The sequence below is a fragment of the Endobacterium panacihumi genome, from assembly GCF_050847465.1.
Lineage (GTDB): Bacteria > Pseudomonadota > Alphaproteobacteria > Rhizobiales > Rhizobiaceae > Neorhizobium > Neorhizobium panacihumi.
The window spans coordinates 119,759-138,294 of the sequence record NZ_JBOZRA010000006.1 but is presented as its reverse complement, the minus strand read 5'-3'; the positions used below and the strand labels follow the sequence as shown (position 1 = coordinate 138,294).

Here is an 18,536-nt window from a genome sequence, read left to right as displayed (position 1 = left end):
CTCATTCCGCGGCTTCAGCCTCTGCCGTTTCCTGCCCATGCGTCATCTGTTTCGGCACGAACAGGCAGACCGGAATGATGATGAGCGTGATGACGAACATCGAGACAAAAGTGCCATGCAGCGCCGATTGCAGCGACATGCGCACCGCATCGCCGGTGGCCATGGCGGCACCGGTGCCATCGAGAAGGCCACGCAGCTGTTCCGGCGTCACCGCCCCCGCCCCGCTCGTATGCGCCAGGCCATAACCCAGCACGGCGCCGAGAATGGACGCACCAAGCGTGCTGCCGAGATTGCGCGAAAACACGTTGGAGGCCGTGGCGCTGCCGCGCTGCGACCAGCCGACGCTTTCCTGCGTGATCACCAGTGCGCAGATGTTGAGAAGCCCCATGCCGATACCCATCAGCAGCGAACCGGCACCGGCCTGAACCGGCGAACTTTGCGGATGGAGCATCACGAGGAAAAAAGCACCGAGCGGAATGATCAGACTGGCGGCCAACATGATGGGGCGCAGGCCCAGGCGCGGAAACATGCGCGAGGCGAAGGTCGCGCCGCAGGGCCAGCCGACCAGCAGCGCGGTGAGCGCGAAACCGGCGACCAGCGGCGAACGGTCCAGCACCGTCTGCACATACATGGGCAGGAATGTCGTCAGGCCCATGATGGCCATGGCGGCGAAAAAGACGGCAAGGTTGGAAATGGCGATCGGCCTTTGCAGCCACAGATCCGGCGCCACCATCGGTGCTGCCGCGCGTTTTTCCTGAAACAGGAAGGCGACGAGGCTGACGAGGAAAACAGTGATCGCAATGAGCGTATAGGCCGGTGTCGCGCCTTCCATCTCGGTCAGCGCCAGCATCAGCGCCGAGATCGACACGGCAAACAGGACGGCGCCAAGCACATCGACGGAGACGCGATGCGTCTGCTTTTCCTCATGCAGGAAGAAGATGAAACCGGCGGCGGCGATGATGCCGACCGGAACATTGATCCAGAACACCCATGCCCAGGGCAGGTTATGGATGATGACGCTGCCGGCGAGCGGGCCGATGACCGCCGAGAGCGCCCAGACGCTGGCGAGATAACCCTGCACCTTGCCGCGCTGTTTTCCGGGAAACAGGTCGCCGACAATGGTCATCGCCACCGGCTGGACGGCGCCGGCACCGATACCCTGCAACAGGCGAAAAGCGATCATCGACGGCATGGACCAGGCAAGACCGCACAGGATGGAGGAGATCAGGAACACGGCGATGCCGAACAGCAGAACCGGCTTGCGACCATAAATGTCTGACAGTTTTCCGAACACGACCGTGGTGGCGGTCTGGGTGAGCAGGAAGGAGGAAAACACCCAGCTGTAGAGATTGAGCTGGCCGAGCTGGGCTGCGATCTGCGGCATGGCCGTGGAAACGATCGTCGCTTCGATTGAAATCATCGCCATCGAGGCCATGACGGCCGCAACGATGAGCCCGCGATGGGAGCTCTTCTGTGACATTTTCAGGGATCCGGTGCGCAAGCGATGCAGCGCCAAAATGAGGGATATTCGGCGGTCAGCAGGCCGTCAGCGTGAAAACGATCTAGGAACGGGAAAAGACAAACGTCAAGTGCGGTTGGCGGCTCGCCGGTCATATTTGTTGGCATTACATCAATTTGCCGGGGCAACCGTCAATCGGGCCTGAAATGGATGGGATATTTCGCACGCCGGTGCTGCGAATTCATCCAAGCGGAAACAGACCATGCCCGGCGGTCGGCAAGATCGACCGCCGGGTGTGTTTCGTGAGTATCATGCCCGGGCGTTACGGCGTTGCGGGCGTCACGCGTGTCCAGAGATCGTTGAATGCGACGCTGTCGAAAAAGGCTGTGGCCCTGATGATCCTGTCGCCCTCCAGCTGTAAAAACCAGGCATAGGTATTTTCATAGGGCTTGTTGTCCGCTGCCGTTCCCGCCGCAGTGAAATGCACTACGACCGTATCCTTGTCGGCATAGATATCGCTGATCGTCGGAACCAGACCGACGGACATGCGCGCATTGAAGGGCCGGATGACATTGCTGATGAAATCTTCTCGGCTGGAATACAACCGGGATGCAGCAGAATTGCCGGTGATGGTCCATTGCGCATTTTCAGCAAGATCATCGTAGGGACTGCCGGTACCGGCTTTCCAGGCATCGAAACCTGCCTGCACGGTGGCGATGTTGCGGGTTTCCTGCTCGCTGTAAGCTTCCGCAGCGGCCGGCAAGGCCGCCATGAAAAGAGCGAGCGTGGCGATGGCGACACCTGCTATCGCCGAGACGGGCAGTCTGATTGACATCATACGCGACATTTTCATTTCTCCTTGATGGTGGGGGTACGACCGGGTGCGGCCCGACGATTGCCGGGCTTGCCCGAAGCCGGTCAGATTTCCGCGGTCCAAGCGGCGGCCTGTGCTTGCTTGAGCATGTCTTCCACCGCCTGCGGGCAAACGTTGCGGAACCTGCCGGTATCAGCGGGAACGATCTCGATCATCCGTTCGATCATTTCCTGCGGATCTAGATGCCCCATGGGCGAGGCAAGCAGGGCATCGAATGTGGCGCGAAGCTCATCAGGCTTGGTGAAGTTCTTGCCTGCATCCAGCCAGCGGAAGGCGGTATCCGCCATCGTTTCGTTGTAACCGGTGAGATAGGCCCCCGGATTGATCGTCTGAACCTTGATGCCGAAGGGTGCCACTTCCTGCGCGATCGCCTCGGCGATCGATTCCAGTGCGTATTTCGTCGACACATAGGTTCCCCATCCGGCCGGTGTGAACAGTCCGCCCATGGACGAGGTGAAGACGATCTTGGCTCTCTTGCCTTCCGAAACCCAACGCCGGATGAAGCCTTGTGTCAGCTCCAGCGGCTTGAAGACGTTGGTTTCATAATTTCGGCGAACCAGATCGAGCGGGATTTCGCTGACCGGGCCCGTCTCGCCGATGCCGGCATTGTTCCAGAGGACATCGATGTCGAGTGTCTGGATGAATGCCATGTCGTAGGGATCGTTCAGGTCGAGTTTCTCGACACGGATATTGTCGAGGCCAAGTTCGGCGACCTTGTTGCGCAGCGCCGCCACCTGCGGGCTGATCTGGGCTGTCGCAATGATGGTGTGGCCGGCCTTGGCCATGCCGATTGCGGCGCCTTCGCCGAAGCCCGAACCTGCGCCGGTGATGAGAATGGTCTTGGTCATGATGGTTCCTTTCACGGGTGAATGCGGTTGATGATTTGAAAAAGCTCAGCGGACGAAGGCCGCGACTGCGGCTTCGGCGATTTCGAGATCCTGAGAGGGGGCGCCGCCGGAGACGCCCACCGAGCCGATGAGCATGCCGGCTGCATCGAAAAGCGGGAAGCCGCCCGGGAAAGGCATCAGCCCGCCATTACTGGCTTCGAGATTGTGGGCTGCGGCACCGGGCTTGCAGTAATCCCAGACGGATTGGCTGGCGATGCCGAAAAGCGCGGCCGTGCGGGCCTTGCCGATGGCAACGTCGATCGAACCGAGCACGGCGCCATCCATCCGCGCAAAGGCCTTGAGATGAATGCCGGCATCCAGCACCGCAATGTTGACGGCAACGCCGATCTTACCTGCCTTCGCCAAGGCGGCCGTCAATATGCCGTTCGCCTGTTCGGTGTTGATTGAAACGGGGATGGTCATCGCTGTTGTTCCTGCTCAAATGGCCAGTTCGTCGGCCGCAGGGACAATGTGTGCTTTTTTGATTGGCGCGATTAGCCGGATTGTCTTCGCGACACTCATGAGCCAGAATCAGTAATTCTGGCAGGAGTCATGGCGTATTTTAACGCGCTGTGCCGCCTTCAGAATGCCTGCGTGGAAGGTGCAGCGGGCCGTCACGGCACTTGCCGATTAGATGGCGGTGCGCGTTTGAGCATGGATGCCGAACGGCGGCAAGGATGAGCCCGCGGTGGGAGCTCTTCTGAGACCTTGTCAGGGATCCGATGAGCAAGCGATGCAGCGCCAAAATGAGGGATATTCGGCGGTCAGCAGGCCGTCAGCGTGAAAACGATCTAGGAACGGGAAAAGACAAACGTCAAGTGCGCCGGGTGGCTGAACGGTCACATTTGTTGGCTTTGCATCAATTTGGCAGACATGTTTCTGGTCCACCCGGCTTGTCCCACCCGGGTTTTACGCGGCTGGCTTAAGTGAATGAGCGCGCCCGGCGATGGGCACGCTCATCCGGTCGATCATTTCCCGGTCAGCCACTTGCGGGTTTCGAGCGTGAAGGATGCCGCCAGTTTCTGGGCCAGCGCATTCTGATCCTTCGTGGCGACGGCATTGATGGCCATGGCCACGAAGAAACCGATATCGCCGCTGCCCTTCACGCCATGGTCGGAACCAGTTATGCGCGGGTTCTGGGCAATGACCGACCCATCGGCAACGTTTTCCAGCCGCACGGTGCCGGTGATGTAGCTGTCCGTGCCGCCCAGCACGCGGCCCGGCGCCGACGCAAGATCCGCCTGCTGCAGCGTGATGACAAGACGTGCAGCCTTGGGCCCACCCGGCAGGCCCTTCAGCTTGCTGCTGGCATCCACTTCAAGAGCCTTGACGATCATCGCCGCCTGCGCTTCCGGCGTGATGCCGTTCAGCATGGGAAGACCGGTGGAAACGTCCGGCGTCGCCTCGACGCGAACAGAAGTGACATTGGCGCCGTTCAGTGCCTCGACCAGACGTGGATCGCGCGTCTGGCAACCAGCCAGAAGCATCAGGCCGGCGACGACGATCGCGACCTTCAGAAAGATTTTGGAAATGCTCAATTCATGCCCCACTCGAAATGCAATCATCCGCAAGGCCGGTTTTTGACCGGTCGCGGCATGCGAACCAAAATTTCGCGATGCCCTACCCTCATCGCGGTTCGGGCTTAAGCATGGATGGAGAGGCGCTGCAACGAGACGTCTGCCGGCTTGGTTATCAGTCCTTCACCGGCAGGGCTTCAATTGCGGTGCGTCCGGTAACGCTCAGAGCATAAACGCCTTTTTCCACCTTCTCGAACCAGCCGTAGTAATTGTTGCGCAGCGTTGCCCCGGCATTGGGCGCGGTTTCCTTCAGGTCACGTGGCCGCAGCGGGCCGTCGACAAGCGCCGTGGCAATGGCGATCGCCTGCTGGCGATAGGCGGTCATGATCGGCACTTTCGTCGAGCCGCCGAGCGCCGGGTCGCCCACGCGTTTGCGGTGTTCCTTCACCAGCCGCGTGCGGCGTTTCGGGTTTGTGCGCGGCATGGGGGAGACCGAGGAGACCAGCACGCTGACCTCGCCCTGATCCGACACGCCCAACATGCCTATGCCGAGCCGGCGGCAGAGATCGCGGTAACGTTTGTCGCTTTCCCGCCCCCTGCCCTTCGCCGAAACGCGGGCAGCAATCCAGACCTCATCCGACACGCTGGCGCGATCCACCGCCTGCAGGATGAGTTCGAGATTGAAGGTGAGTTTCAGCTCGCAGATGACGACCACTGTCGGATCGCCTTCCGAAAGCCCCACCAGATCGCAGCCGCCGATCTCGCCCTTCACCGTGTAACCGGCGGCTTCGAGAAAGGTTTTGACGGGGAGATAGAGCGCGGTTTCCATGCGGGCCTGATGTCGTCTGCTATTTTGACCCCGCATAACATGATTCTGGCGGGCGGTTGATTTTTGCGAGATGAGTAGGTAGACCGGTCTACCTACTGTCGGGATTGCCATGGACCAGACTGCGCAACATCCGCCGGACACGGCGAAAGAAAAACTGCTGAAGGCCGCCGCCGTGCTGTTTTATGAAAACGGCATCGCCGGTACAGGTATCGATGCGATCATCGCCCGCGCCGGCGTGGCCAAGAAAAGCCTCTACAACAACTTTGGCTCCAAGGCGGATCTTGTTCATCAGTATCTGACCATCCGCCATGCCGAACTGCTGGCCTTTTACGAAAAACGCCTCGCCACCGCTGTCATGCCAAAAGACAAGGTGCTGGCGGTGTTCGATGCCTATCAGGATCATGCCGAATTTTCCTATGAGCGAGGTTTTCGCGGTTGCGGGCTGCTTAATGCCGCTGCCGAACTGACCGTCGGCGATATCGGCCGCGATGCGGTGCGCCGCCACAAGGAAGAGGTCGAGGGCCTGATCGCCACGCACCTGACCGAACGCCTGAACGGCGACACGGAACGGGCGAAAATGCTGGCCCGGCAACTGGCCTTTCTTCTCGAAGGCGCGATCACCCGCGCCGGGCTGGAGGGCAACAGCGACCTCGTTCTTCAAGCCCGCGCGATAACCTCCGACATGCTGGACAGGCTATGACATCCACCAACAAAGAATTCCGCATCGGCGTCGCCGGTGTGCTGTTTGCCTCGCTTGTCTGGGGCACGACCGGCACGGCGGCCGCCTTTGCGCCGCAGGTGAGTGCGGCGGCGATCGGGGCTGCGGCCATGGGCATTGGCGGGCTGTTGCAGGCCGCCATCGCATTGCGCTCGATCGGCCGCGCGATGACGGATCTCAAACGTTACTGGCTGCTGCTGGTGGCGGGCGGCATGGCGGTGGCGATCTATCCGCTGGCCTTTTACGGCTCGATGCGGCTTGCCGGCGTCACCATCGGCACGGTCGTCACCATCGGTTCGGCGCCGCTTCTCTCAGCCCTGATCGAAAAAATTTTCGAAGGCGCAAAACTGTCGAAACGCTGGCTTGCCGGCGCGTTGATCGGGCTGGTCGGCATGGTGCTCCTCTGCGTCGCGGAAGGGTCGCATGCCGAAACCATCGCCACCGGCAATGCCACCATAATCGGCATCGCGCTCGGGCTTCTCGGCGGCCTCACCTATGCGCTCTATTCGTTCACGGCACGCGGGTTGATGTCGCGCGGCATCCGCTCAAGGGCTGCCATGGGCGCCACATTCGGCGTCGGCGGGTTGCTGCTGATGCCGGTGCTGCTGATGACCGGCGGGCCATTTCTCGCCTCGTGGAACAATGCGGCCGTGGGGCTTTACATGGCGCTGGTGCCGATGTTTCTGGGCTATATCGCCTTCGGCATGGGCCTTGCCCGCATTCCGGCCAGCATGGCAACAACGATCACGCTGCTGGAACCCGTCGTGGCAGCGCTGCTGGCGGTCATCATCATCGGCGAAAGGCTGCCGGCGCTCGGCTGGCTGGGCGTGGCGCTGATCATCTTTTGCCTTGTGGTGATCACGGCGCCGGTGAAGTTTTCGCGACAGAGGCTAAGGGCACCGGCCTAGAGGATTTGGCCGCCCTAAAAAAAGCCGCAGAGACAGGCTTTCACAGATCAGCATCGAACCGGACAGGCATCGAAGTCATGAGAAACCGTCGCGATCTACCCCGAATGCTTCTCAAGATTGGCGGTCATATCGGGCTTTTCGTGATCGGCTATCTTCTCGCAACGCTGCTGAGTGCAGCGATATTCATCGTCACCTTGCAGGGAAATCTCCTGAGAGACCTGGCTTTATTCGCCACTCTGGTCGGTGGGTTCGCCCTTCTTCCGGCTCTCGGCGTCATCGCGGTCGTGAAATGGCGGCGGCTGAATGCACTCAAATACATGTCGGCATCCGCCGGGCTTGTAGGCTTCGTGGGCGCCTTTCTCGTGACAGGCAAGTTTTTGGGCCTGTCTGGTAGAGACCAAGGTTTCGCGGTGGCGTTCATTGCCATTTCGACCCTGAGCGGCGTCGTTTCCGGACTTGTTCTCTGGTTTTTCACCTTGCGAAGGACCTCGACTGAGCCGCGGGCGGGTCTTTCAGAAAAACCTGTTGCAACAGGTGTCACAGACAGCGTCTAACAAGCAGTGCGCCTCTCGAAGCCGGACCCTGCCCATGACACTGCTTACCCCTGCCATTCCCGGCCTTGTCTGGGCCTATCGTTTTCACCCCGACAAGACGCCCTGCACGCGATTGCCGACGGAGACTGTTCGCGCCGATCTGGCCGTGGACGATGGCGGGTTTCTGTGGTTGCACCTCAACCTCGCCGACCAGCGCGTGCCCGCTTTTCTCGATGGTTTCAAGGACCTGCCGGCCGAAGTCGTCTCCGCCCTCACCACCCATGATACGCATGCCTCGATCACGCTCGACGAGCAGATGGTGTATGGCACGCTGGTGGATTTTCAGCGCGAATTCGACAGCGAAACCCGCGATATCGGCTGGCTGCATTTTGCCGTTACCGAAAAGCTGATCATCACCACGCGGCTGCAGCCTCTGCGTTCGATCGATCGCGTCAGGGCGGCCGTGGAAAAGAATGCCGGACGTTATCGCCGGCCGATCGACGTTTTTGAAACCATCGTGGCCGAATTCCAGCGCACGCTGATCACGCTGGTGCTGGAACTGACGGAAGAACTGAACCACATCGAGGATATCGTTTACGACAACGCCCCGCGTGACGAACGCCGCAGGCTGGCGCCGGTGCGGCGGACAGTGGTGCGGTTGCACCGGCATTTGCGCACCGTGCTGGCCCTGATGCGGCGCGCGGCGGCAGCGGATGAAGACGACATGCCGCTCGGGTTCGACGATGTCGCGGGCAGGCTGACCAGCCGGCTGGAGGCGGTGGACCACGATGTCTATGCGCTGCAGGACCGCGCGCGGCTGCTGCATGAAGAAATCGATTCCAAACAATCCTCCGAAACCAACCGCCACCTCTATATCCTGTCGCTGATGACCGCCTTCCTGCTGCCGCCTTCGCTCGTCACCGGCTTTTTCGGCATGAACACGTCGGCGCTGCCTTTCGAAGGCGGCTCGTCCGGCACGATGTTCGCGGTCATCTTCATCGCGCTGTCGATTGCGATTGCCTGGTGGGTGCTGAGAAGGGCGCGGATTCTCTGAAACGAAAAAACCCGCCCGGATTAAACCGGACGGGCTGATAAGGCTTCACCTGTCTTTTTAGAAATACGGCGAATAGCACTGCTTGCGCGGGCCGTAATTGGGCTGGAAGGTGTTCGAATAGATATCGTAGGAGCGATAACGCGCCAGGCACCAGTCATGGTGTTGCGGGTTGATATCGCCGGCAGGCGCCGCATAACGACGCGGCGGTGGCGCCACGTAACGTGGTGCAGGTTCATAATATTGCGGAACCGGCTCGACATAACGCGGCTCGTCATAGGTGGGTGCGGCAAGCGCGCCGCCGATGATGGCGCCGGCACCGAAGGCGGCGAGCGGATACCAGTAGCCGTCATGGTAACGGTGACGCGGGCGATAGTCTCGATAGCCGCGATGACCGCCATACCAGCCGTCACGATAACCGCCGCGGTCGCGCCAGTATTGCACCTGCACGACATCGGCACCGTTGGTGGGCGCGGACTTGACGGTCGGGGCCGCGGGCAGGATCGGCATCGCCGCACTGGACACAACCGAACTGGCCAGCATGGCTGCCGCCACACCGCAAATGGAAACAGTCTTCATCAGCATGGTCATGGGGAACTCTCCCTTCACTGATTGATCGAAACTCTTGTTGCCGGCGAATGTGCGCAAGTGCGTCTGAACGGCGGATTAACGAATGCCACATCCGCAAAACCACCGTTTCAACGAGACAACCCGGCAGAGCTTCATGCTCCGCCGGGCCATGTATCGTTCACGGCCTCATGCCGTGACCTATCGATTTTTCAATCAATAGGGAGAGTTGCAGACGGCACGGACACCGGCGCGCGGCACATAGGTGTTATCCGAGGCGCGATAGCTGCGATAACGATCCGCACACCAGCGCACATGGGCCGAAGACGAGCTCACTCGCGGGCTGCCCTGGTTGATGGCACCGCCGATGATGGCGCCGGTGGCGAAGGCTGCCAGCGGGAACCAGTAACCGTTATGGTAACGATAACCGGAGCGGCGCTCACGGTAACCGCGGTGGCCGTTGTAATAACCGTTGCGTTCAAAGCGACGCTCGCGGCGGTCCCACCGGCGCTCGGCCCGGCGATCCCAACGACGCTCCGCGCGGCGTTCCCACGGGCGATACTGCACATCCGTAGCCTGAACCGGCGCTGTCTGCGCAGCCACCGGGGCCGGCATCTGGAAAGCCTGAGCCGGAACAAGGCCGGTCAATGTCACTGTGAAGGCGACGGCAACTGTCGCGAGGCGTTTTCGAACGTTCATCATCGATGTTTCCTCAAAATCATTCTTTTCGAATTATCGGACTGGAAACGTATGATGCCGCCTTTGGGTTCCCGAGGCGGCATCACGAAAGATGAAGGATGGTAAAGGGTGTGTGAGGATGGGGATTTGGTAGTGGTGCTGCCGGTTGGAGCTGCTGCTTCGTGGCTTGTTTGCGCCACGTGCGGACGTCGGCGCAAACGTTATAAACGATCTATTTCGACCCACTGCTAGCATGATGGTCGCCACTTATCTAACGAAGCTAGGGCGGCAAATTAGACTATTTGCGAAAAGCTCTCGGGGAAGGATCAGCCCACCTGTAGCCGCGGCTGTTTCACATAAGGCTGATGGCTCGACGAATCCGACATGTAACCAGCCATCGCGGCTATGAATTTAGAAGGCGTCTCAAGATATGTATCGAGCTTGTTTTCACGCATCAATGAGACGAACAACGCGCACGATTTGGCTTGGCAGTTGATAGATTTGCTCGGATTGAATTCAATGTCGGAAAACCCGTCGTATCGCGTCTCGCCATCCACTCGGTTCTTCAGCCACTGCCGATGCGGGAAGATCGCGTTGAGATAAAGCCAGTCGTAAAACACGGTCGTCGGCTTCAACGGAAACATGAAGCCATCGAATGCAAACCCTTTCAATGCTCCGGAGCTGCGTAGGCGGGGGTCTCTTTTGGCTTCTCTTGGGTCGACTTCAAAAAGGTCGTTGTAAGGGCCGCCTTGCTCGAAGACCTTGCTCCCTTGAAAAGCGTTTTCGAGCGGCATATCCCGTTCACCTAGCGAAACGCGAAGGTGAAACGCGCTTAAATGGCGGCCGGCTATTTCGTCTGACTTGCTGGAAACCTCAAGAAGAGGAAAGTACCCTTCCCTCTTCGCGGCGTCGTGAAGCGATCGAATATTTTTCTTTTTTTGAACTTCCGCGAAGCCGCCCGCCCAAGGTATCTCGAGATCGACACGCTTCACATATCCATCCGCCTCAGTCGTCGGGACAAAGATCGGTCTCTCGGCCATGTCAGATATTCCTTATATAGGGTAACGGTATGATGTGCGGCACCAGCACCTCATACTTCTCCGCTTGAGTGAGCCGCGCTTTTATCGCAGGGTCTCTCCATTCCGTCCTAGTATATAGGATTTCGAAGTCAATGAGAGCATCGGCGTCGGCAATCGCGACAGATTCGACCCCGGCCTTGTTTGCCACGTCATTGGTGAAGAGAACACCTTCCAGCTGCATAACCGAGGGATGGATTTGCAGAAATATGGTGTCGGTGATCCGCCCGTCTTGGCGGGCCATGTATTCCATCGGATGGGCATTGCGAAAGCAGAGATGAACGTAGTTTCCCATTCCTTTTGGTGCGTCCGCGTCCCTGCTCCACTGATTGCCGCCCGGTGCAGGTACCTTGATTTGCTTCTGGTCGAGCTGAGAAAGCGGATAGAGTCCGCCCATTTCCTTGATGAGCGGAATATTCCTCCGGTCAGTGAAGTGATAAAGTAGCGGCACCTTCGCCAGCATATCAATTGCCATAGCTCCCTCCTTGGATGTCCCAAGGCGGAACAATGCACTACCTATAGTAGCAATCAAAGGCCGACTTGCCAGAGTCCGGGCCAATTTCATGAATCTCGACACCGTAATACTCCGCCCATTTTTTGGCATCGGTGCGTGCAATTTCAAGCGTTTCTTCCCGCTAACCATTTTCCTAATGGTAATAGCCCAGCGGATTTTCTCTGCCTGTCATGAAAACATGAACATTGGTTTCGGCAAATGAGACGGCAATCGGCATAACGTACGGCTTTCCACCAAGGCCACCAAGAGCGAACCGGACGCCCTCAGCTCCGAATTCGACAACCGAGACTAGCGTCTGCTTCTCTAGGGTCTTCTAACAGCGGGATGTCCGTAAACCACCCCATCTCAGCTCTTTGTAGTTCTACTCTGGAATGACCACTTCGAGCTGACAACAACCACCGGCGGCATTCGCCAACCAAGATCTGAGCCAGAGCCGCCACATCCACCATTGAGGTCCTGCAACTTGCTCCCTCAAGCCTCGATCGCCACATCCCCCTTAGGCCGCGAGCAGCAGGCCAGAATATACCCTTCCTCGATCTCGTCATCCAAAATGCCGCCATTGTGGTTCATATCCACCTCACCCGACACCAGCAGAACCCGACACGTGCCGCAGAGGCCGGATTCGCAGGCGGCGCCGATGCGCACGCCATTGGCGCGCGCCGTCATCAGCACGGTCTGGCCCGGCTGGCAGGGCACTTCCTTGCCGGACATGGTGAAGGCGACATTGGCCAGAACCTCGCCTTCGGCGGCCGTCGAGGGCAGTTCCTCCACCGAGGGCAGTGCCGGCGCAAAGCTTTCCTGATGGTAGTTCGCCATGTCGAAGCCGAGGCTTTCGAGCAGGCCGCGCACCGCCGTCATGAACGGTTCCGGGCCGCAGCAGAACACCGTGCGCTCCATGAAATCCGAGGCGAACATGGTGATCTTGGCGCGGTCGATAATGCCCTGCAACCCGACCCAGGCATCATGGCGCGGCGAGTTTTCGACGATCAGCCCGAGCGTCAGTTTTGGCATATGCCGCGCGAGGTCTTCGAGTTCGCGGCGAAAGATGATGTCGGCGGGGGTGCGCGAGCAATTGATGAACACGACATCGCTGGATGGCGCGCGGTCGTTCAGGTCTCTGGTCATCGACATCATCGGCGTGATGCCGGAACCGGCCGAGATGAACAGGTATTTTTGACCCGGATGTTTGACGTAGGAAAAATCGCCCAGCGGACCGAGCGCGCGGATTTTCATTCCCGGCTTCAGGTTATCGAACATCCAGCGTGTGCCGATACTGTCCTTCTGCGCCTTCACCGTCACAGCGACGGTGAACGGGCGCGAAGGGCTGGACGACAGCGTGTAGGTGCGCATCGTCGGTTCCTTCACGCCGTTCGGCCCCACCGGCAATTCCAGCGTCACGAACTGGCCCGGCACATAGCGGAACCAGCCCGGCTTTTCCGGCTTGAAGATGAAGGTCATCACGTCGGCCGTTTCCGGCGTGACGGAGATGCATTCCAGAAGCTGCAGCCGTGCATTCCATGGCTGCATCTCGTCGAGGTGCGGATAAGCTGCCGCCATGTTCATCTCACGAATTAAGGGTCAAGCACTGATGGTTTGTGGTGTCAGGCAACGGCCGAAAGTTTTCCCTGATCGCCCTGCAGGCGGTCCACCATGAATTTTGTGTACCACTCGACGAACTGCATGACGCCGCCTTCGTGCAGTTCCGAATACGGGCCCGGTTCATAGGCCGGCGAGCGGATGCCGAACGCGTTTTCCTCGACGATCTGGCGGTCCTGGTCGTTGGTCATGTTCCAGACGTGGGTAAGCTGCTCGATATCGTAATCGACGCCTTCCACTGCATCCTTGTGGACCAGCCATTTTGTCGTGACCATGGTTTCCTCGGCGCTGATCGGCAGCACGCGGAAGGAGATCGTGTGATCGACCAGCATGTGGTTCCATGTCGTCGGGTAATGGAACAGAAGCATGGTGCCGATATGCGAGATCGTCACGTCATCCGACAGCGCACGGCGCACGGCACGCTTGCCGTCCATCGTGTAGCTTTCGGCATCCTCGATCAGCGGCATGCGGGCCACACGGAACTGGCCGTCCGGGTGCATGTCGAACTTGCTCGGCAGGTTGGCGGCTTCGCAACGCGCCCAGTGCTCGGAAATGATCGGATCATCGGCAGCACCCTGTACACCGGTGGCGGACGGTGCTTCCGGGTAGGTGCGGCAGAGTTCCGGGTGGTTGGCGGCGCAGTGGTAGCACTCGCGGTTGTTTTCCCAGACGAGCTTCCAGTTGCCCTTCTCGACAATGGTGTTCTGGTGGGCGACCTTGGCTTCCCACAGGCGATGCGGCGCCATGTAGGGCTCGATCTTTTCACGAACGGGAGAAAAATCGGGGGCTTCGTTGGCAAGGCAGATGAACACGTAACCGGCAACGGTTTCGCAATGCACGTGCTTCATGCCGAATTTGGACTTGTCGAAACTTTCGTCCATCTGGCGGGCAAACACCAGCGAACCGTCGAGATCGTAGGTCCACTGGTGGTAGGGACAGACGAGTTTGGCCGATGCGCCGCGTTCCTGCGTGCAGACGCGGTGTCCGCGATGGCGGCAGGTATTGTGGAAGGCGCGAATAGCCTTGTCCTTGCCGCGCACGATGACGACCGGATAATCGCCGATCTGCAACGTGAAATAATTGCCGGCCTTGGGAATTTCGCAATCATGGCCGACAAACAGCCAGTCGCGGTACCAGATGGTTTCCATATCGAGCTGGAAATAATCCTTGTCGATGTAGAAGGGCTGTTCCAGGCTGTAGCCTGGGCGATGATTTTTCAGCTGTCGCAGAACGTCATTGCGAATATCCATGTTCCACTCCTCAAATCGTGGGTTTGGACCGGGTGCGCCATCCGCACCCCAAGCCGGCTCTTCTCCGTGAGCATGTAACCGTTATAACGCGGCCGGGTTTCATGGGCTGAGCGACATTGCGACATCGCCTGCGGCATTGACGACAAAACGCAAGGCTGATGCAAAAGCGACATATGTGGTTTTGCTGTTAGATATCAGACCGCTAAGACGGCATGCGCGGCGCACAACCGTGCCGATATGGCGCAAACAGGCTATCGGCCACGCAAAATCCCGGAAAGAACCCGTTAACAAACAATTGCTAATCTGCCCGCGACCAACGGAGTGGCACCGTCGTGGAAGCACAACCGAAGCTGAGATATTACGATGCCAATGCCTGGCGCCCCGTTGCGCCCAGGATGAAACCGGCCGCGCATTCGGAATTTTTGCGCACCGGCCGCATCTCTCGCCATCGCGACGACTGGTTGCCAGTCGAGCGCCGTTATCTCACCTATGCGGAGGTGGCGGAACGCACCGGCAAAAAGCTGGAAACCGCCGGCGAAACCACGCATGAGCGGCTGAATGCTTTCCACCACGACATCCAGTTTCCGAAAGTGCTGTTCCACCGCACGTTTCCGGAACGGCCGCATCTGGGCTACTGCCATGTGACGGCGGCCAGCACCTATATGGCGCGACGGTCGGTCAGCTGGTCCTTCTATATCTGCAACTTCTTTTCCGAGATCGGCGAGACCGAGCAGTTTTTCGAGCATATCAACGCGGAGCGGCGGCGCATGTATTTTGCCGTCGCCATCGAGGGCGAACCGGGAGCTGCAAAAATGCGCATCAACCGCGACATTCGTGGCAATGGCGTGCTGTTCCAGACCAGTGATCCGCAACAGGCAATCCGCAGCGTGTTGATGCTGGGTGCACCGGACAATGCGTTCCGGGCCATCCTTCAGAAGATGTAACGCGAAAAATATTGCCCCTCCCCCTGCCGCACGCTACAGCGTGTGCATGACAGCTGAGATCATCGACGGCACTGGGCAGAAGCAGGCGGCAATCGAAGCTGCTGTGACCATCCTGAAGGATGGCCAACCGGTCGCCATTCCCACAGAAACCGTCTACGGCCTTGCCGCCGACGCCACCAATCCGGCGGCGATTACCCGCATCTACGAAACCAAGGGCCGGCCGCGTTTCAATCCGCTGATCTGCCATATGGCGGATCTTGCGATGGCGGAGCGGCATGCGGAATTCGATCCGATCTCCAAAAAGCTGGCGCAAAAATTCTGGCCGGGCCCGCTAACCCTGATCCTCCCCTTGAAGGAAGACGGGCGCACGATCCATCCGCTGGCAACCGCCGGTCTCGATACCGTCGGCATCCGTGTGCCCAAGGGTTTTACGTCCGATCTGATTGCCGCCCTCGACCGGCCGCTGGCAGCGCCGAGCGCCAACACATCGGGCAAGATCAGCCCGACAAGCGCGCGTCATGTGGCGGACGATCTGGGTGAGAAGCTTGCGCTGATCATCGATGGCGGCGCTGCACCTGTCGGTGTCGAATCCACCATTCTGCGCGTCGAGGACGGCACGATAAAGCTTTTGCGGCCGGGCGGGCTTTCGGTCGAGGATATCGAGGCCGCTACCGGCCTTTCCGTCGAACGTCGTGAAGGACCGGCGGCGATCATCGAAGCGCCGGGCATGCTGGCTTCGCATTATGCGCCCGGAGCCGCCGTTCGGCTGGAGGCGAGACATGTCGAGCCCGGTGAAGTGCTGATCCGGTTGGGCGGTGTTTCGGTCGAGGGTATCGATCAGGCGAAGGCCGTGTTCGATTTGAGCCCGAGCGGTGATCTTGCCGAAGCCGCCGCCAATCTGTTCGATTACCTCAAGCAGGCCGATGCGACGGGCGCTGACCGTATTGCCGTGACCGCCATTCCGAGCCACGGGCTTGGTGAAGCGATCAACGACCGGCTGGTGCGCGCCGCCGCACCGCGCGATTAAAGACACAATACAAAAACCTCCGAACAAAAGCCTCTGGGAGAAACGCCGATGGATGTTCCGCAGACCGATGCGCCGGTGATCGACACCGCCCTCCTCGACCGTTTTGCCGCAATCGTCGGCGCAGACAATGCGCTGCGCGATGCAGCCGATCTGGCGCTGCGGCTGAAGGAGGATCGCGGCCTGTATGTCGGCACGTCTCCGATGCTTCTGAAACCGGCCACGGTCGAGGAAGTTTCGGCGATCATGAAGCTCGCCAGCGAAACCGGCACGGCGATCGTGCCGCAGACCGGCAATACCGGCCTCGTCGGCGGACAGACACCACGCGCCGGAAAAGCGGATATCATCCTGTCGCTGGAACGCATGAACCGCATCCGCGACATCGATCCGGTGGCGAACGTGCTGGTCTGCGATGCCGGCGTCATCCTTGCGGATGTGCAGCGCGCCGCGGAAGAGGTGAACCGGCTGTTTCCGCTGTCGCTCGGCTCGGAAGGGTCGTGCCGCATCGGTGGCAACCTGTCCACCAATGCCGGCGGCGTGGCCGTTCTCGCCTATGGCAACATGCGCCAGCTGTGCCTGGGTCTCGAAGTGGTGCTGCCGACCGGCGAGATCTGGAATGGTCTGCGGCGGCTGAAAAAGGACAATACCGGTTACGATTTGCGCGACCTGTTTATCGGCGCGGAAGGCACGCTGGGTGTGATCACCGGCGCGGTTCTAAAGCTGTTTCCACGCCCGGTCGGGCATCAGGTTGCCTTTGCGGGCCTGAACTCCACGGAAGATGCGCTCAAACTGTTCGAGAAGGCATCGAGCCTGTGCGGTGCGGCGCTGACCGGTTTCGAACTGATGCCGCGCATCGGCGTGGAGTTTACGACAAAACATATCGACGGTGTGCGCGATCCGCTCGAAACGCCACACCCGTGGTACGCACTGATCGACATTTCCACGTCGGATTCGGCCGAAACCGCTGACACCATGGTGCATGCACTGCTGGAACAGGGTTTTGAAGCCGGCCTCGTGCAGGATGCGGTGATCGCCTCTTCGGTGGCGCAGGGTCAGGCGCTGTGGCACATGCGCGAAAGCATGTCAGGCGCACAAAAGCCGGAGGGCGGCTCGATCAAGCACGACATTTCCGTGCCGATCTCAAAGATTCCGGCCTTCATGGCGGAGGCGGAACAGGCGGTTCTGGCCGCCGTGCCGGGCGCCCGCGTCTGCGCCTTCGGGCATCTGGGCGACGGCAACATCCATTACAACATCTCCCAGCCGGTGGGCGCCGACAAGGCGGAGTTCCTTGCCCGCTGGCATGAGGTCAACGAGATCGTGCATGGTCTGGTGCTCAAAGCCGGCGGCTCGATTTCGGCCGAACACGGTATCGGCCAGCTGAAGCGCGACGAGCTTGCCGCCATCCGCTCCGATATCGAAATGGACCTGATGCGCCGCATCAAACACGCCTTCGATCCCGCCGGGATCATGAACCCGGACAAGGTGATCAGGAGCTGAGGCTGGCAGCTACTGCTACGACAGGTTCAGGGATGATGTCTTTGGCGTCAATTTGATGCCGAGTGCCTGAAGCACCTTCATGATGGTTGCGAATTCGGGATTGCCCTCACCGCTGAGCGCCCTGTAGAGCGCAGGCCTGCTCATGCCGGTGTCACGGGACAGCTGGCTCATGTTGCGCGCCCGGGCAACGGTGCCGAGGCATTGCGCGATGAAAGCTGGATCTTCCGTCTCGAAAGCCGCCGCGACATATTCCTCGATGGCGTCGTCGCTATCAAGGAATTCAGCGCTGTCGTAGGGCGTGGTTTTCAGGGCCATCATTCTTCCTTCCATTCCCGCGCCAGCCGTTTGGCCGTCCGGATATCCATCCTCTGCGTGCTTTTATCGCCACCACACAGAAGAAGGATGAGAGCTGCTCCGCGCCGTATGTAATAGACACGGTGCCTGGACCATAATCGACCCGCATCTCGCTGACGCCTTCACCCACCGGCCGCACATCACCCGGATTGCCGGCAATGAGGCGATCAACCCGTATGGAAATGCGCGCTTTCGCACGAGCGTCGGCAAGAGCCTTGAGCCAGCTCCGATACTCGTCTGTCTTAACCGCTTGCATCATA

General features: G+C 59.8%; 20 protein-coding genes and 1 pseudogene. 7 read left to right on the top strand and 14 right to left on the bottom strand.

The annotated features are described in order from the left end of the window. Position 1: 1 nt before the first annotated feature. The 6 genes from ACRQ1B_RS22430 to ACRQ1B_RS22405 form a co-directional block, all read right to left on the bottom strand. Positions 2-1,480 carry an MDR family MFS transporter gene (locus ACRQ1B_RS22430; protein ID WP_432296320.1) on the bottom strand — a complete coding sequence of 493 codons (1,479 nt, stop codon included), beginning with the start codon at positions 1,478-1,480 and terminating at the stop codon, positions 2-4. Between the two features lie 301 nt (positions 1,481-1,781). Then, on the bottom strand, positions 1,782-2,306 hold the full coding sequence (locus ACRQ1B_RS22425) for a nuclear transport factor 2 family protein (protein WP_432296319.1): 525 nt from the start codon (positions 2,304-2,306) through the stop codon (positions 1,782-1,784). A 71-nt stretch (positions 2,307-2,377) separates the two neighbouring features. After that, positions 2,378-3,181: an SDR family oxidoreductase gene (locus ACRQ1B_RS22420; protein WP_432296318.1), complete on the bottom strand. Its 804-nt coding sequence runs from the start codon at positions 3,179-3,181 to the stop codon at positions 2,378-2,380. Positions 3,182-3,226: 45 nt separating this feature from the next. After that, on the bottom strand, positions 3,227-3,643 hold the full coding sequence (locus ACRQ1B_RS22415) for a GlcG/HbpS family heme-binding protein (RefSeq protein WP_432296317.1): 417 nt from the start codon (positions 3,641-3,643) through the stop codon (positions 3,227-3,229). A 545-nt stretch (positions 3,644-4,188) separates the two neighbouring features. After that, entirely contained in the window at positions 4,189-4,758 is a 570-nt protein-coding gene (locus ACRQ1B_RS22410; protein ID WP_432296316.1) for a hypothetical protein, read from the bottom strand. A 154-nt stretch (positions 4,759-4,912) separates the two neighbouring features. Next, a complete protein-coding gene (locus ACRQ1B_RS22405) occupies positions 4,913-5,566 on the bottom strand; it encodes a DUF2161 domain-containing phosphodiesterase (RefSeq protein ID WP_432296315.1) in 654 nt (217 codons plus the stop codon). 109 nt (positions 5,567-5,675) lie between these two features. Here ACRQ1B_RS22405 and ACRQ1B_RS22400 point away from each other — a divergent pair, with 109 nt between their 5' ends. The 4 genes from ACRQ1B_RS22400 to ACRQ1B_RS22385 are packed head-to-tail and all read left to right on the top strand — an operon-like array spanning position 5,676 to position 8,779. Further along, entirely contained in the window at positions 5,676-6,266 is a 591-nt protein-coding gene (locus ACRQ1B_RS22400; protein WP_432296314.1) for a TetR/AcrR family transcriptional regulator, read from the top strand. Beyond that, positions 6,263-7,192 carry a DMT family transporter gene (locus ACRQ1B_RS22395; RefSeq protein WP_432296312.1) on the top strand — a complete coding sequence of 310 codons (930 nt, stop codon included), beginning with the start codon at positions 6,263-6,265 and terminating at the stop codon, positions 7,190-7,192. The genes ACRQ1B_RS22400 and ACRQ1B_RS22395 overlap by 4 nt, the downstream gene beginning before the upstream one ends. Before the next feature lie 5 nt (positions 7,193-7,197). Further along, the gene (locus ACRQ1B_RS22390) at positions 7,198-7,746 is read left to right on the top strand and encodes a hypothetical protein (RefSeq protein WP_432296311.1); all 549 of its coding nucleotides are present in this window, start codon (positions 7,198-7,200) and stop codon (positions 7,744-7,746) included. A 34-nt stretch (positions 7,747-7,780) separates the two neighbouring features. After that, positions 7,781-8,779 (top strand): transporter, encoded by a 999-nt coding sequence (locus ACRQ1B_RS22385; protein WP_432296310.1) that lies wholly within the window; start codon positions 7,781-7,783, stop codon positions 8,777-8,779. 57 nt (positions 8,780-8,836) lie between these two features. Here the strand turns inward: ACRQ1B_RS22385 and ACRQ1B_RS22380 are convergent, their stop codons facing one another. The 6 genes from ACRQ1B_RS22380 to ACRQ1B_RS22355 all read right to left on the bottom strand — a co-directional run bounded on the left by ACRQ1B_RS22380 (position 8,837) and on the right by ACRQ1B_RS22355 (position 14,457). Further along, positions 8,837-9,367, bottom strand: a complete 531-nt coding sequence (locus ACRQ1B_RS22380; RefSeq protein WP_432296309.1) for a BA14K family protein — start codon at positions 9,365-9,367, stop codon at positions 8,837-8,839. Between the two features lie 192 nt (positions 9,368-9,559). After that, positions 9,560-10,045 carry a BA14K family protein gene (locus ACRQ1B_RS22375; RefSeq protein ID WP_432296308.1) on the bottom strand — a complete coding sequence of 162 codons (486 nt, stop codon included), beginning with the start codon at positions 10,043-10,045 and terminating at the stop codon, positions 9,560-9,562. A gap of 302 nt (positions 10,046-10,347) precedes the next feature. Then, complete coding sequence (locus tag ACRQ1B_RS22370) at positions 10,348-11,061, bottom strand: DarT1-associated NADAR antitoxin family protein (RefSeq protein ID WP_432296306.1); 714 nt, start codon at positions 11,059-11,061, stop codon at positions 10,348-10,350. Between the two features lies 1 nt (position 11,062). Next, complete coding sequence (locus tag ACRQ1B_RS22365; protein ID WP_432296304.1) at positions 11,063-11,572, bottom strand: DarT ssDNA thymidine ADP-ribosyltransferase family protein; 510 nt, start codon at positions 11,570-11,572, stop codon at positions 11,063-11,065. A gap of 510 nt (positions 11,573-12,082) precedes the next feature. Next, entirely contained in the window at positions 12,083-13,174 is a 1,092-nt protein-coding gene (locus tag ACRQ1B_RS22360; protein ID WP_432296303.1) for an FAD-binding oxidoreductase, read from the bottom strand. A gap of 38 nt (positions 13,175-13,212) precedes the next feature. Further along, on the bottom strand, positions 13,213-14,457 hold the full coding sequence (locus ACRQ1B_RS22355; RefSeq protein WP_432296302.1) for an aromatic ring-hydroxylating oxygenase subunit alpha: 1,245 nt from the start codon (positions 14,455-14,457) through the stop codon (positions 13,213-13,215). 395 nt (positions 14,458-14,852) lie between these two features. On the opposite strand from ACRQ1B_RS22355, the gene ACRQ1B_RS22350 reads away from it, so the two are divergent. From ACRQ1B_RS22350 to ACRQ1B_RS22340, 3 genes are read left to right on the top strand one after another with little or no spacing between them, the layout of a single operon-like run. Then, a complete protein-coding gene (locus ACRQ1B_RS22350) occupies positions 14,853-15,401 on the top strand; it encodes a DUF6656 family protein (protein WP_432296553.1) in 549 nt (182 codons plus the stop codon). Between the two features lie 46 nt (positions 15,402-15,447). Beyond that, entirely contained in the window at positions 15,448-16,428 is a 981-nt protein-coding gene (locus tag ACRQ1B_RS22345; protein ID WP_432296301.1) for an L-threonylcarbamoyladenylate synthase, read from the top strand. 48 nt (positions 16,429-16,476) lie between these two features. Next, positions 16,477-17,922: an FAD-binding oxidoreductase gene (locus ACRQ1B_RS22340; protein WP_432296300.1), complete on the top strand. Its 1,446-nt coding sequence runs from the start codon at positions 16,477-16,479 to the stop codon at positions 17,920-17,922. A gap of 15 nt (positions 17,923-17,937) precedes the next feature. Here ACRQ1B_RS22340 and ACRQ1B_RS22335 read toward each other — a convergent pair whose 3' ends face one another. Then, positions 17,938-18,237 carry an addiction module antidote protein gene (locus tag ACRQ1B_RS22335; RefSeq protein WP_432296552.1) on the bottom strand — a complete coding sequence of 100 codons (300 nt, stop codon included), beginning with the start codon at positions 18,235-18,237 and terminating at the stop codon, positions 17,938-17,940. Further along, a pseudogene (locus tag ACRQ1B_RS22330) lies at positions 18,237-18,535 on the bottom strand (type II toxin-antitoxin system RelE/ParE family toxin). The gene ACRQ1B_RS22335 and the pseudogene ACRQ1B_RS22330 overlap by 1 nt, the downstream one beginning before the upstream one ends. Position 18,536: the final 1 nt, after the last annotated feature.